Raw genomic sequence first — 13,377 nt, 5'->3', positions numbered from 1 at the left:
CCAAATTCTGGCTGTCAGTCATGACAGAGCTAAAAAATCGAGGAGTACAGGACATTCTTGTTGCCTGTGTAGATGGATTAAAAGGCTTTCCTGACGCGATAGCCTCTGTTTACCCTCATACTGATATTCAACTGTGTATTGTGCATGTTGTACGCAATAGCCTGAGATTTGTAAGCTGGAAAGACTACAAGGCTGTTACGTCGGGTCTGAAAGCGATTTATCAGGCAAGTACAGAGGAAAATGCTTTAAAGTCCCTAGACATCTTCTGTGATCAATGGAATCACCAGTATCCCAAAATTGGAGAATCCTGGCGGGCCAATTGGGAAAATATCCGAACGATCTTTAGCTATCCAGCCGAAATACGTCATGCTATTTATACAACAAATGCGATTGAGTCGTTGAATAGCGTAATACGCCATTCAACGAAGAAAAGGAAAATCTTTTCATCTGATGACTCAGTAAAGAAGGTCATTTACTTAGCAACATCAAATGCTGCGAAGAAATGGACGATGCCAATTCAAAATTGGCGTTTAGCAATGAATTGGTTTACGATTCAGTTCGATGATCGATTAAAAGATCATTTATAAAAAATGGAACTTACACAAAATAATTTACAGGCTCCAATCAATTTCAAATTAGAAGTTTGCTTAAATACAGCTCCCCAACCTTCACTCACACAACAGCCAACATATTCAGACATATATTCATCCGAAATGAGTACAACATTTTGTCCCATAAACTCATAAGGCTTTTTGAGTTTATATATATCGTTATAATCTGCTCGTGAAATATTAGGTTTTTTTGAGATAAAGCCTTTTTGTTTGAGTATTTGGAACTTTAGGAAATCCTGCGGTCCAGTACCAAGTCCTCTATAAACCGAATTATTATCTTCTGCAAAGCTATACGAGCTAAACATACTGACTAAACTTAAAAATAATATTTTTCTCATTTTAAATTTCAAAAGTTATATAAGGCCGTAATTCTTTCATATCTAATAAGTAGCGTAAAGTAAGTAGCTGATTTTGAATTTCTCTCACTGACTTCGTAGGCATACACAGCTCATTTGAGTGACTATTTATATGATTCTTATGATTAAATATTCATAAAATAATAAGTAGGTTACTTAAAAGTTTTAATTTAATTGATTAGATTTTTGCTCATAGATTAATTTAGAAGCTCATTTGATAGTCTTTTTGTATATAATATGTATTCTTTGTATTTTAGTTATCTTTATACAGTAAACATGAAAAAAATATTAATCATTACTATGGCGAGTTCTTTTGGTTTAATCGCATGTTCAACCACTGAAACATCAAGAACGATACAAAGTCCTCAAGTCACCGCAGCAACTTCTGCAATTAAATATAATGGGGTAAAAGCTCCTGTTTCTATTGGTAAGTTTGATAACCGCTCTAGTTATATGAGAGGAGTTTTCTCAGATAATGTAGACCGTTTAGGTGGCCAAGCGAAAACGATTCTTGAGACACATTTACAGCAAACTGGTTATTTCTCAGTTTTAAATCGCGATAATTTATCTGAAATCAAACAAGAAGTAGGTTATAGCAATACTGCTCAATCTATTAAAGGTGCTCGTTATGTGATTACTGGCGATGTATCTGAGTTTGGCCGTAAAGAAGTTGGTGATCAGCAACTATTTGGTATTTTAGGCCGCGGTAAACAGCAAGTTGCTTATGCAAAAGTTAATTTAAATATTATTGATGTAAAAACTTCAGAAGTTGTGCACTCAGTACAAGGTGCTGGTGAATATGCATTAGGCGCACGTGAAGTTTTAGGCTTTGGTTCTACTGCCTCTTATGATTCTACTTTAAATGGTAAAGTGCTCGATTTAGCTGTTCGTGAAGCAGTAAATAATCTTGTAACAGATATTCAAAATAACCGTTGGTCAATTCAATAATTTTGGATATGTGTTAGATGAAAAAAATTGTTTTAAGTAGTGTTCTTGCTTTGGGATTGGTGGGCTGTGCCACTGGTCCTCAATCTTTATATAATTGGGGAAGTTATCCGCATCAAACTTATTTGATGTATACCTCACCTGAAAAAGCGACACCAAGTGCACAAATCACGACATTAGAAGCTGAGATTCAAAAAACTAAAGGTAAGGGCCTAGCTGTTCCGCCGGGGTTATATGCGCATTTAGGGTTATTGTATTTACAAGAAAATAATTCTCAAAAAGCAATCGAGTATTTCCAGCTTGAACGTCAAGTCTATCCAGAGTCTACAGTTTTAATGGATCGCTTATTGCAAAAAATGAATGCGAATGGTGGGAATACAAAATCATGATTAAGAAGTTTCTAATTGCTGGTTTGGTTATTTCTAGCATTACATTTACTGGCTGTGCAGTTACTCCGGCACCGAATAAAGACATAACCGCTTATAAAGCTCATATGCCAAAGTCAATTTTGGTATTACCACCAGTCAATGATTCACCAGATGTAAAAGCAACTTACAGTTATTGGCCAACCGTAATAGCACCTGTAGCAGAAGCTGGCTATTATGTTTTTCCAATTTCGGTTGTAGATAACATGTTCAAAGAGAATGGTGTCACCAATGGCAGTGATGCGCAGTCTATTGCTCCTCAAAAATTACAAGAGATTTTTGGTGCAGATGCCGCTTTATACATTCGAATTAAAGAATATGGCTCTAAATATCAAGTGATCCAAAGTGTTGCTACAGTAAGTGCAGATGCAAAACTTGTAGATTTAAAAACAGGCGATGTGATTTGGACTGGTGAGAAAAAGTTATCCCAATCAAGTAGTGATAATAACTCTGGTTTACTTGGTGCTGTAGTCGGTGCTTTGGTTGAACAGATTTCTAGCAACTTTAATGATCGTGCTTATCCAATAGCAAGTATGGTAAATGCTCAACTGTTTACTCCGACTCCTTATAGTCCGGGTACAGGCTTATTATATGGCCCACGCTCACCTCAGTACCAACAAGATGGAATTGCGAAGTAAATTAAAATCTAAATTTTTGTTTTAATTTATTAGACAAGTTGCTTCATATCTTTATGATTTGGAGCACTTTATAAAAGTTGAGTTTAAGCAGGAGAGTCAGTTGAAAATTGATTTTACCTGCTTAATTCAATTGAAATTAGTTTATTTCTTTACTTTAAAACGGTATTTGCATTTTAGGCAGCGGTAGTCCTGAAATATATTTTTATCGATCATTACACCTGCTTTTTTACCAAAAATATTACCCACTACACCGCCAGTAATACCTGCACTGATTGCACCGACAAATGTGCCTACAGTACCGCCAACAATTACACCTAATGGTCCAGCTACAGTACCAATCGCTGCTCCTATAGAAGCACCTGTTGCAGCACCACCTACGGTACCCGCTGTAGTCCCTGCAGCTGTTAGTAAAACACCGCCAGTGGTTTTAAGTAGTTTGTCATGGTCACGTGTTTCAATTTCTGTAGAACCACACTTTGGGCATTGCAGCGTTTTTTCCATAAAATTTTTCCTGTCTTTCATCATTAAGCGACGCAGTGAATGGAGCAAAATCAGTAAAGTGGATAAAAGAGCTATTTATGAAGCGTCTTTTCCTGATTGATGATCGCGATATATCTGGTCAGCCACGATTTTAGCTGAACATTGACACAAATATTTATAGATCATGTAAACACTTGTACCTTAATAATCATCTCTTAAAAATGTCTTAAGCACCATTTTTAAAGGGATAGCATATAACTAAAAACTACTAAGTGATGGAGAATTGATCAGACGAGATGCAGATATTTGGTCTGTTGAAATTTGCAAAGAGGTGAGACTTGTTTACAGCCGCTTAAAACAATAAAGGCTTATTCTGTTTGAATAAGCCTTTTAGGACGTTCAGAGTGATTTATCTAACCTTAACACTTTATATAAACCAAGCATTAAAGTAATCCAGATCGGAATTAAAATTACTGATTCTTTAAAGCCTTGAGTCCACATAATGTATAAAATCATGCCGATAAAAGCGAGCACGACATAGTTACTCAAAGGCGAAAATAGAGCAGGAAATTTGGCAACTTTTCCATCTAGTTTCATAGCTTGCTTAAACTTTAAATGGGTAAAGCTAATAATCGCCCAGTTCAAAACTAAAGCTGCAACAGCCATATACATAAGATGGCTTAAAGCTTCTTCTGGTACAAAGTAGTTGAGTAAAACACACCCAAAAATCAGGATAGAAGAGAAGACGACAGCAGCTGTGGGTACACCTTGTTTGCTTACTTTGGCAAAGATTTTAGGGGCATTGCCTTGTACTGCCAGTCCATACAACATTCGGCTGTTGGCATACATGCCGCTGTTATAAACTGAAAGTGCAGCAGTCAAAATAATAAAGTTAAGTAAATGTGCCGCCCAACCAATGCCAAGCTGACTAAAAATCATGACAAAAGGGCTTTTATCTAAACCACCAAGGTCCAGTTGGTTCCATGGAATAAGCGACATAATAATTGCGAGCGAGGCCACGTAAAAAACCAAAATTCGAAAAATAACTTGGTTAATGGCTTGTGGAATACTTTTTTCAGGATTTTCTGCTTCAGCAGCGGTCATTCCAATCAGTTCAATACCGCCAAATGCAAACATTAAAAAGGCGAGCATATAGAACAAACCCGAAAAGCCATGCGGGAAAAATCCGCCATGTTGCCATAGGTTTGAAAAGCTCGCTATAGAATCATTGCCGGCTGTAAGCAATAAATATAAGCCAAACACAATCATTGAAATGACTGCGGTAACTTTAATAATGGCTAACCAAAATTCAGATTCGCCATAAAATTTAACATTGCCTAAGTTCAAGCACGTGACCAGCATAAAGAAAAATAAAACCGAAACCCATGCTGGGATATGAGGCCACCAATAATGTACATATTTAGCCACGGCGGTAAGCTCAGTCATCGCAACTAAAATGTACACAACCCAATAGTTCCAGCCCGATAAAAAACCGGGAAATCTTCCCCAATACTTTTGTGCAAAATAGCTAAAAGAGCCAACTACAGGTTCTTCGACAATCATTTCACCCATTTGGCGCATAATTAAAAATGCAACCAAACCAACAATGGCATAACCCAAAATGATTGAAGGACCAGCAGACTGAATGACTTGTGCAGAGCCTAAAAAAAGTCCTGTGCCCACAGCACCACCCATAGCGATTAACTGGATGTGACGATTTTTAAGTCCACGTTTTAATTGGGAAGATGAGTTACTCAAAATACTATGCGCTGTCTAAAAAAGCTGGCGCTATTGTAATGGATTGAATAGGGATAACCTAGTTTGAAAAGCAATATTGCCTTTATATAAAAAGATTCGCACAAAACTGTCCGAATCCTTTTTAGAAAATGATGTTTTTATAAATTAGAAAGATACCATTTTGCCTGGGTTAATCATTGCACCGATGCCATACATACTTTTTGCGAGTGGAATAACGACAGGGGCAAGCGTACGGCCAAAAATAATATTTTGATGGTCAATTTTGGATAACATTTCAAAGTCATTAGATTGCCCAACAAAGTCATTTGCAATGGCTTTACCAATGCGTACCGTCTGTGCAACACCATGTCCACTCCAGCCGTGAACTGCATAAATCGGGAATTTATTACCAAACTTACGACTGTCGACTGCACCATTTACAGTTAAATCAGTGGTTCCACTCCAGACAAAATCCATTTCTAGATTTTTAATTTGAGGGAACACGGTATGAATTCGATGCTCTAGATAATTTAAAGTTTTCTCAGGCCCCCAGCATGTGCCAGTACCTTGGCCGCCAAACAATAAACGGTTGTTAAACACAGGGCGGTAGTAATCAATCTGGAACTGAGTGTCATAAACCGGATGTCCAAATGGCAGAAGCTCTTTGGTGTCAAACTCTAAAGGAGCGGTGGTCGCGACATAGGTATAAAATGGAATAGTGGTATTGTTCTGTTCAGATAAAAGTTTAAACGAGGCATGGTGTACTGCCAGAACTACAGATTTTTTAGCTTTTACGACAGCATTTGCTGTGTGAACATAAATACCATCTGCCTTTTCTTCTATTGAAATAACTTCTGTTTGTTCATAAACAGTACCGCCATTTTGGCAAAAGCCATAAATTAAACCACGGTTTAGAGCCAACGGATGAATTTGTCCACCTAACTCATCAATTAAACCGCCTGTATAGTAGTCTGACTTAATAAAGTCCATGAGTTCATGTTTACCCACAATACGGGTATGGTCTTCACCTAAGTATTTTCGGGCATCGGCACCTTGGGTTAAGCCAACCAAATGTCCTTCATGAACGGCGGCGGTAATATGCCCGTATTTACGGTCAAAGTTGAGTTGGTATTTTTCAGAGATATCATCAATGAGTTGCATGGCTTCCGTAGAAGTAAAATGCCATAGCTTTTTGGCATCTTCATAACTTAATCGGTCAGCCATTTCTTGAGCTTCCCAGCGTGCTAAACCTGGGGTAAGTTGTCCGCCATTTCGCCCTGAAGCTGCACTACCAATACGGTTTTTTTCTAATAAAACGGTATCTACGCCTTGTTCAGCTAAGTGTAGGGCAGTCGATGAACCTAATAAACCACCACCAATAACCACCACATCACATTCAATATCAGCATTTAAACTGTCAAATGTATGCCAATCGGACAGGGAACTTTCATAGTAGTTTGCTGGGTTATTTACCGAAGTGCCATTAACCGTAGTTGAGTCAAATTTCGCGTGTTTTGGATTTAACCAGCTCCATTCTTTACCCACTTGTAAAGACTTACTTGGTTTATATTCCACATCTTTTAAAAGTTGAGGTTTAGAAATAATTTTCATGACGACGTTCCTTAAAAAATTAATAAGCATTACTAATTGCAATACTTTGTTTTTTAATCGTTTTATAAATGAATAAGAGAATGCCTAAAGTTAACCAGAAGCATCCAAAAATCAGTGAAGATGAGTCGAGATTGAGCCATAAACAAATAATGCTAATGACCGATAACAACGGTAAAAACAGGTTTAGAAATTTATTTTTAAAACCTGAACGTTGTTTATCTTTAATATAAAATTTCATAAAAACTGAGAAGTTTACGGCTGTAAAAGCAACGAGCGCACCAAAACTGATCAGACTAACAACTTGAGCTAAATCTAAGAAAATAGCCGACATTGAAATAAGCCCGACAAATAAAACCGAGAAAAATGGTGTCCCTAAAGAGCTATGGATGGTTCCAAAATACTTTTTAGGAAAAATATTGTCGGACCCCATTATATACAGTAAACGCGAAGCACTGGCATGTGAGGCAAGACCTGAGGCGACTGTGTTCATAATTTGGCCGCATAAGAATATGGACTGAAACAAAGCACCACCCACATAAAGCACAATTTCTGGTAATGCTTCTGAAGGATGATGAAAGCGAACATTGTTTGGAAAATAAAGTTGAATAAACCAAGCAGCTGTGAAGAAAATAAGCCCACCCGCAAGTGTGGTTAACATGACTGCTCGGGGAATATTCTTGGTGGGTTGTTTGGTTTCATTTGAAAGGGTAGTAACTGCATCAAAACCTAAAAATGAAAAACATAAAACCGAAGCACCAGCAACAAGCGGTAATAGCGATTGTTGACCATGCCATAGTGGAGCCAGAGTAAGCACATGCTCATAACCTTGGGTCGAACCAATACCTCGAACCACTAAATATACAAAAATGACCATGAGGATAATCGGAGCAAACACAAATACGAGACTTAAGTTGGCAAGTAACCGAATACGGAAACAGTTGACTAAAGTCACAAGGCCCGCCGATACCAGCACCCAAAACCAATAAGGCATACTCGGAATGAGTGCGGTGAGATAAATTGCAGCCAGCAACACATTAATAAGCGGTAATAAAAGATAGTCGAGTAGAGAGCACCAGCCAACGAAAAATCCACTTCTAGGCCCTAAACTTTCTGCAGTATAACTATAGGCTGAACCTGATCTTTCTGAGTTTTTACTAAACCTTGCATAGCTCCAAGCAGTAAGCAGCATCGCGCCTAAAGCAAGTAAATATGCGAGGGGAACATGACCATTGGTAATTCCGGAAACAATACCGAAAGTATCGAAAACCGTCATGGGGGTCATATAGGCAATACCAATAATTGTGACTTGCCATAGTGATAATTTTTTTAAGGAAGACGCTTTATTTTCCATGTCTTTTCAACCTCAAATTTCGTTGTTTTTGCTTTTCATCCAGAAAGGCGATGCTATTTTTAGGCCAAAACTTCCCCTAGACCTGAATAAACAAGTCTATTTGAAGAAAGTTTGAACAACAGCTAAGGGCTTAAAGTGCTATATCACCTTGATGGCACACTAAAGCGAGAATAAAAGGCCAATATTCTTTGCTTTTTAGATGACAACCAGCTGGAAAGACTGACATGGTTGCGAGAAAAACTGTTGATCAGTCTTTTCTTTAAATAATGTCCCGGTTCTGATACTAATGTCATTTGAAGTAATGACCCGAGATGAATCATTCATAATGACAGTCTTTTGCTTAATATTTTTGAGTTTGGGCATAAGCAGTTTTTCGAGAGCCGAAACTAAAATATCGGTCGCAATGACGCCAATAAAGTGGTCATGAATCATGACAGGGTGGGCAATAGTAATGGTGTAGGCACCATTACAGATATAATCAACATAAGGTCCATGTATGCATGGACTTTTATTTTGTGCAGGTTTATGGAACCACTCAAATGAGCGGAAATCTAAAAAACGCTGCGCATTTTGATAGTTTTCAAGTTTTGCTTGTTGTAATTGATCTTCTTTTTTATACCACCATTCGAGTGTCCAGTAGTCTTGTTCCTCTTGAGTTGCCGGACTATAACTCGCAAAACCAGTTCCTTGACTATAATGGCTCTGATTAAGTGCTTTTTTAATTTCCTTTTGCAAAGCAGAGCGTTCTGAAGTTGAAAGCTTAATATCTGCATTTTTTTCAGATGCATGCTTTGACAAAATCTTGCTCGCCTTAGTTGCGAGTTTTTCTGTAATAGAGGTTGTTTCGTCAACCACCGTCTTTAACAAATTTTGTAGCTCTTCTATATCTAACTGTTGGGTCATTCCTATAACTCCTAAAATTCCATATTTCTAACTTGATTATTGATAAGCCATCATATTTATTATTTTTATTCACTCGATAACTTATACCGAAGCATTTGGTCAGTGAGCATTGAAACTATTTTTCGGGCTTGAATCACAGCTTCATTTTCATTGTTTTGCATAAAAGACGACAAAAGATGGTGATATTGTTTTACAACCTCACGGTGAAAATCATTATCTTGATAAAGTACGGCGATAAGCGGAGCCCATTCAGCCTGAATCGTGAGTTCCTGATTTGCCAGCCTTGCAGATTGGGCAAATGAGGTAAGCGTCAGCAAACAACGTAAATCAAGCTGTGCACGTGTATCTGCTTCAACAGCTTGTTCAAATTGTTCAATTAACTCTTTTATTTTGTTAAGTTCATATTCAGTGGTTCTTTGAGCGGCCAGATAGGCACTATGACTTAAAATTGCACTGTGAAACTCACCTAAATCGGCAAGATACTCATTTGAAGCTTGGCGCAAAGGATGTTGATTTAAAAGTAAATCAGAAGGTAGCTCACAAACAAAACTTCCACCATTTCTTCCACGACGTGTATCAATTAAACCTTTTACGCGTAAAGTATTTAATGCTTCGCGAACAGTGATTGGCGAAACTCCCATTAAGCGTGCTAAGTCTGCTTCATTAGGAAGTTGTTCATTGCTTTTGAGCAAACCAGAGATAATTGCATTTTCCAAGCGTTCTACAACTTGTTCCGAACGAGTTGCTTGAGCAATAGGTGCAAAAATTATCGTATATGCTGACATGGCGAATTCTCTAAAAGCTAAGTCAAAAGACTTAGCTTAATGAAGCGGATAAATAGTTATTAAAACACGCCATAACCATGGACAGCCTGTTCATCTTCAGGCACAGCCGGTATTGCATCCCAAAGTTCAACAATTTTGCCATTATCTACACGCCATAGTTCAAAATATGCATGTCGGTTACCAGCAATACTGCCTTCGGAATGTGTCAATACAAATTGACCATCAGCAATGGAGCGATGCGTTTTTGAGTATACCAAACCTTGTCCTTCATTACGGATATTGTTCAAAAAATCAATGACTGCTTTAACACCATCACCAATATCTGGACTATGTTGAATGAACTGGTCGCCGTCGGTATATTCTTTAAAGGCATCATAATTGCCATCAATTAATGACTTCTTAAAGAAAGATGTCACAATTTCGCGGTTTTTCTCTGGGTCATGGTGAGTTACGATTTCAGTGGGACCATCTAGTTGAGTTCTACCGCTTACATTCGGTGCAGCTTCTGCCACAAGACCATCCCAATGCTCGACAATTTTGCCGTCTTTTACTCGGTAAATATCAAACCCAACCAATGGTTTTTCATCTAAGCCCTGAAAGCGGCCATGAATTGCAACCAAGTCACCATCTGCGAGTACACGTACAGCTTCATGTTGCATATCGGGACAATCTTCTACCAGTTGACGTAAACCTGAAATACCATTTGCAACGAGTGGTGAGTGCTCTATAAAGTCTTCAGAAAAATAACGGTCTAGAGCAGTAGTGTCATGCAAATTAAATAACTCGTGGTGTGCTTTAGTCACCAAGTCTTTCATTTCTTGCTTATTCATTTTGATCTCCTTTCAAAACGCATTGTTATTATTCGTTTGAACTCATCACATGTTTAACACGGGTATATTCTTCAAAACCGTAGCCAGATAAATCTTTACCATATCCTGATTTTTTGAAGCCGCCGTGTGGCATTTCCGCGGTTAAAGGAATATGGGTATTAATCCAAACTGTACCGAAATCAAGTTCACGTGACAGACGTGTTGCGCGAGCATGATCTTTGGTCCAAACACTTGAAGCTAGGCCATATTCAACATCGTTGGCTTTTTCAATCGCATCATTTTCATCGGTAAATTTCTGAACGGTAATCACTGGTCCAAAAATTTCATTCTGAATAGCTTCATCATGTTGTTTTAGGCCACTAATAACAGTCGGTTCAAAATAGAAACCTGGGCGGTCTGCCTGTTTTCCACCTGTTTCAACTTTGGCATGAGCAGGTAAGTTGTCGATAAACGCTTTAACATTCTTTAATTGATTGGCATTGTTAAGAGGACCATAAAGCGCGTCTTGATCATCAGGTTCGCCAAAACGTGTATTTTTTGCAGCTTCAACAAGTTTAGCTAAAAACTCGTCATGAACAGATTCAGCCACAATCACACGTGTTGCAGCAGTACAGTCTTGGCCTGCGTTGAAATAGCCTGTTAAAGCAATCATTTCTACGGCTTTATCAAGATCGGCATCTTCAAAAACCACTACAGGTGCTTTACCGCCAAGTTCAAGATGAGCTTTTGCTAAATTTGCCGCAGCAGAAGCAGCAACTTGTAATCCGGCACGAACTGAACCTGTAATAGAAACGAGAGCAGGGGTTTTATGTGATACCACTTTTGAACCAACTTGCGCTTGGCCTAACACCACGTTAAATGCACCTTTCGGAAAAAATGGTGCAGCAATTTCTGCAAGTAAGAGGGTACTTTCAGGTGTTGTGTCACTTGGTTTTAATACGACAGTGTTACCCGCTGCCAAAGCAGGAGCAATTTTCCAAATTGCCATCATGAGTGGATAGTTCCAAGGTGTAACCTGACCAACCACACCGACTGGTTCGCGGCGAATAGAAGAAGTTAAACCTTCTAAATATTCGCCAGTTGCTGTGCCATCGAGTAAGCGGGCAGCACCTGCAAAGAAACGAACTTGATCTGCCGATGCACCAACTTCTTCAGATGCAATTAAATGTTTTAACTGACCTGTATTGCGGCTTTGCGCTTCAATCAAACGGTCAGCATTTGCTTCAATAGCATCTGCCAAATTCAGTAATGCTTTTTGACGAGTCGAAGGTGTACTACGTCCCCAAATTTTAAATGCTTCTTTTGCAGCAGCATAAGCTGCATCAACTTCTGCCTCGGTCGCATTCGGCGATTGTGCATAGACTTCACCAGTGACTGGGCTTACCAAATCGAAGAAATCATTTCCTTTGCTAGCAACATATTCGCCGTTAATGAAGTGTTGTAGTTGAGTTTTAGCCATTTTTTATACCTTGTCCTTAGGTTTTAACATATAACATATAATACTATATGTATTATGTTTTAAATTTTCTGTCAAATGCTTTGATGAGGGGATTAAGTAGAAAAAGGGTGAGTTCAACTGACAAGGTGTTTTAAGTTTTTGATTTTGATTATTTAAAAAAATTAAAAATTTATTGAGGATTATTAGAATAGGTTCATCGTTGGAATGGTGTTTTTAGATTTAATGAGCGGCCATAGAGAATTTTTTGAATGAAAGGGAAATGGATGAGCTCAGCCGTAAGTTGGCTCACCCCATGTTTAATTTGAGATTTAACGTGATGATTAGGTCTTATGGCTCGCCAGCAAAATACTAGTTTCACTATTGTAAATACCTGAAATATTTCGAATTCTCTCTAATACTTTATCGAAGTTTTCTAAGGTGTCGGAGCGTAGCTCGACCAAAATATCCCATTTACCATTAGTTTTATGCAGACATTCAACCGCGCTTTCTAGACGTAGTTCTTTAATCACAGACTGTGCTTTAGTACCTTCGACCATAATGCTCATCCATGCGCGGATGACATTGCGTTCAGCATTTGGTTTAAAACGAACCGTATATCCGGTAATGATGCCGGAAGACTCGAGATATTCCATTCTCTTTTTAACCGTTGCTCTTGAAACATGAACTTTTTCGGCTATCTCGGTTACAGACATCCGTGCGTTATCTTTAAGTAAACCTAAAATAATTTGATCAATATTGTCCATAATGTCATTGTCAATTATCAGATTGATAAAAAATAATTCATTTTTTACTAAATTACAAATTTTGTGAGTCATTTTGATTTTTAATAATAGACCCATCGATAATCCTAATAATCTTAATTTGATGGGCAAGCCACAATGAATAATTTTGCAGTTTCCAGAAATGACTTTAACGAATGGATGGTTCCAGTATTTGCACCGGCAAATTTCATTCCGGTACGTGGTGAAGGTTCACGTATCTGGGATCAAGAAAATAAAGAATATATCGATTTTGCAGGCGGGATTGCAGTAAATGCATTAGGTCATGCGCATCCAGTGGCAGTTAATGCGTTAACAGAACAAGCAAAAAAACTTTGGCATGTCGGCAATGGTTATACCAATGAACCAGTACTGCGTCTTGCTAAACAACTCACTGAAAATACATTTGCAGACAAAGTATTCTTCTGTAACTCAGGTGCAGAAGCAAATGAAGCAGCATTAAAGCTTGCTCGTAAAGTTGGACTCGA

13 protein-coding genes and 2 pseudogenes are annotated in these 13,377 nt (G+C 38.2%); 5 read left to right on the top strand and 10 right to left on the bottom strand.

All coding sequences use genetic code 11. The features are described from left to right. A pseudogene (locus J582_RS22985) lies at window positions 1–587 on the top strand (IS256-like element ISAba26 family transposase); the annotation flags it as partial. A gap of 35 nt (window positions 588–622) precedes the next feature. On the opposite strand, the pseudogene J582_RS22980 reads toward J582_RS22985, so the two are convergent. Next, window positions 623–949 (bottom strand): annotated as a pseudogene (locus J582_RS22980) (hypothetical protein); the annotation flags it as partial. A 294-nt stretch (window positions 950–1,243) separates the two neighbouring features. Here J582_RS22980 and J582_RS22975 point away from each other — a divergent pair. From J582_RS22975 to J582_RS22965, 3 genes are read left to right on the top strand one after another with little or no spacing between them, the layout of a single operon-like run. Next, complete coding sequence (locus tag J582_RS22975) at window positions 1,244–1,915, top strand: CsgG/HfaB family protein (protein WP_002048002.1); 672 nt, start codon at window positions 1,244–1,246, stop codon at window positions 1,913–1,915. A 17-nt stretch (window positions 1,916–1,932) separates the two neighbouring features. Further along, on the top strand, window positions 1,933–2,301 hold the full coding sequence (locus tag J582_RS22970) for a DUF4810 domain-containing protein (RefSeq protein WP_032048671.1): 369 nt from the start codon (window positions 1,933–1,935) through the stop codon (window positions 2,299–2,301). Then, window positions 2,298–2,975: a DUF799 domain-containing protein gene (locus tag J582_RS22965; RefSeq protein ID WP_022574995.1), complete on the top strand. Its 678-nt coding sequence runs from the start codon at window positions 2,298–2,300 to the stop codon at window positions 2,973–2,975. The genes J582_RS22970 and J582_RS22965 overlap by 4 nt, the downstream gene beginning before the upstream one ends. Before the next feature lie 141 nt (window positions 2,976–3,116). Here J582_RS22965 and J582_RS22960 read toward each other — a convergent pair whose 3' ends face one another. The 9 genes from J582_RS22960 to J582_RS22920 form a co-directional block, all read right to left on the bottom strand. Continuing rightward, the gene (locus J582_RS22960; RefSeq protein WP_000416091.1) at window positions 3,117–3,476 is read right to left on the bottom strand and encodes a hypothetical protein; all 360 of its coding nucleotides are present in this window, start codon (window positions 3,474–3,476) and stop codon (window positions 3,117–3,119) included. A gap of 378 nt (window positions 3,477–3,854) precedes the next feature. Next, complete coding sequence (locus J582_RS22955; RefSeq protein ID WP_081405568.1) at window positions 3,855–5,213, bottom strand: amino acid permease; 1,359 nt, start codon at window positions 5,211–5,213, stop codon at window positions 3,855–3,857. A 144-nt stretch (window positions 5,214–5,357) separates the two neighbouring features. Then, window positions 5,358–6,803, bottom strand: coding sequence for an NAD(P)/FAD-dependent oxidoreductase (locus J582_RS22950; protein WP_032048669.1), 1,446 nt, complete (start codon window positions 6,801–6,803; stop codon window positions 5,358–5,360). Window positions 6,804–6,822: 19 nt separating this feature from the next. Then, the gene (locus J582_RS22945; RefSeq protein WP_000428065.1) at window positions 6,823–8,154 is read right to left on the bottom strand and encodes an APC family permease; all 1,332 of its coding nucleotides are present in this window, start codon (window positions 8,152–8,154) and stop codon (window positions 6,823–6,825) included. A gap of 195 nt (window positions 8,155–8,349) precedes the next feature. Next, window positions 8,350–9,057, bottom strand: a complete 708-nt coding sequence (locus J582_RS22940) for a cache domain-containing protein (RefSeq protein ID WP_000193721.1) — start codon at window positions 9,055–9,057, stop codon at window positions 8,350–8,352. Between the two features lie 65 nt (window positions 9,058–9,122). After that, window positions 9,123–9,842 (bottom strand): FadR/GntR family transcriptional regulator, encoded by a 720-nt coding sequence (locus tag J582_RS22935; protein WP_032048668.1) that lies wholly within the window; start codon window positions 9,840–9,842, stop codon window positions 9,123–9,125. Window positions 9,843–9,901: 59 nt separating this feature from the next. Further along, window positions 9,902–10,672: a nuclear transport factor 2 family protein gene (locus J582_RS22930; RefSeq protein ID WP_002053578.1), complete on the bottom strand. Its 771-nt coding sequence runs from the start codon at window positions 10,670–10,672 to the stop codon at window positions 9,902–9,904. Window positions 10,673–10,700: 28 nt separating this feature from the next. Beyond that, entirely contained in the window at window positions 10,701–12,131 is a 1,431-nt protein-coding gene (locus J582_RS22925) for a gamma-aminobutyraldehyde dehydrogenase (RefSeq protein WP_032048667.1), read from the bottom strand. 320 nt (window positions 12,132–12,451) lie between these two features. Next, window positions 12,452–12,874 carry an Lrp/AsnC family transcriptional regulator gene (locus tag J582_RS22920; protein WP_009501788.1) on the bottom strand — a complete coding sequence of 141 codons (423 nt, stop codon included), beginning with the start codon at window positions 12,872–12,874 and terminating at the stop codon, window positions 12,452–12,454. 135 nt (window positions 12,875–13,009) lie between these two features. Between J582_RS22920 and J582_RS22915 the strand changes: the two genes are divergently transcribed. After that, window positions 13,010–13,377, top strand: a 368-nt coding sequence (locus tag J582_RS22915; RefSeq protein WP_031983684.1) for an aminotransferase class III-fold pyridoxal phosphate-dependent enzyme, incomplete at its 3' end; no start/stop codon positions are given.

This window comes from Acinetobacter sp. 1566109, assembly GCF_000582255.1.
Classification (GTDB): domain Bacteria; phylum Pseudomonadota; class Gammaproteobacteria; order Pseudomonadales; family Moraxellaceae; genus Acinetobacter; species Acinetobacter nosocomialis.
This window is presented reverse-complemented; position numbering and strand designations above follow the sequence as displayed.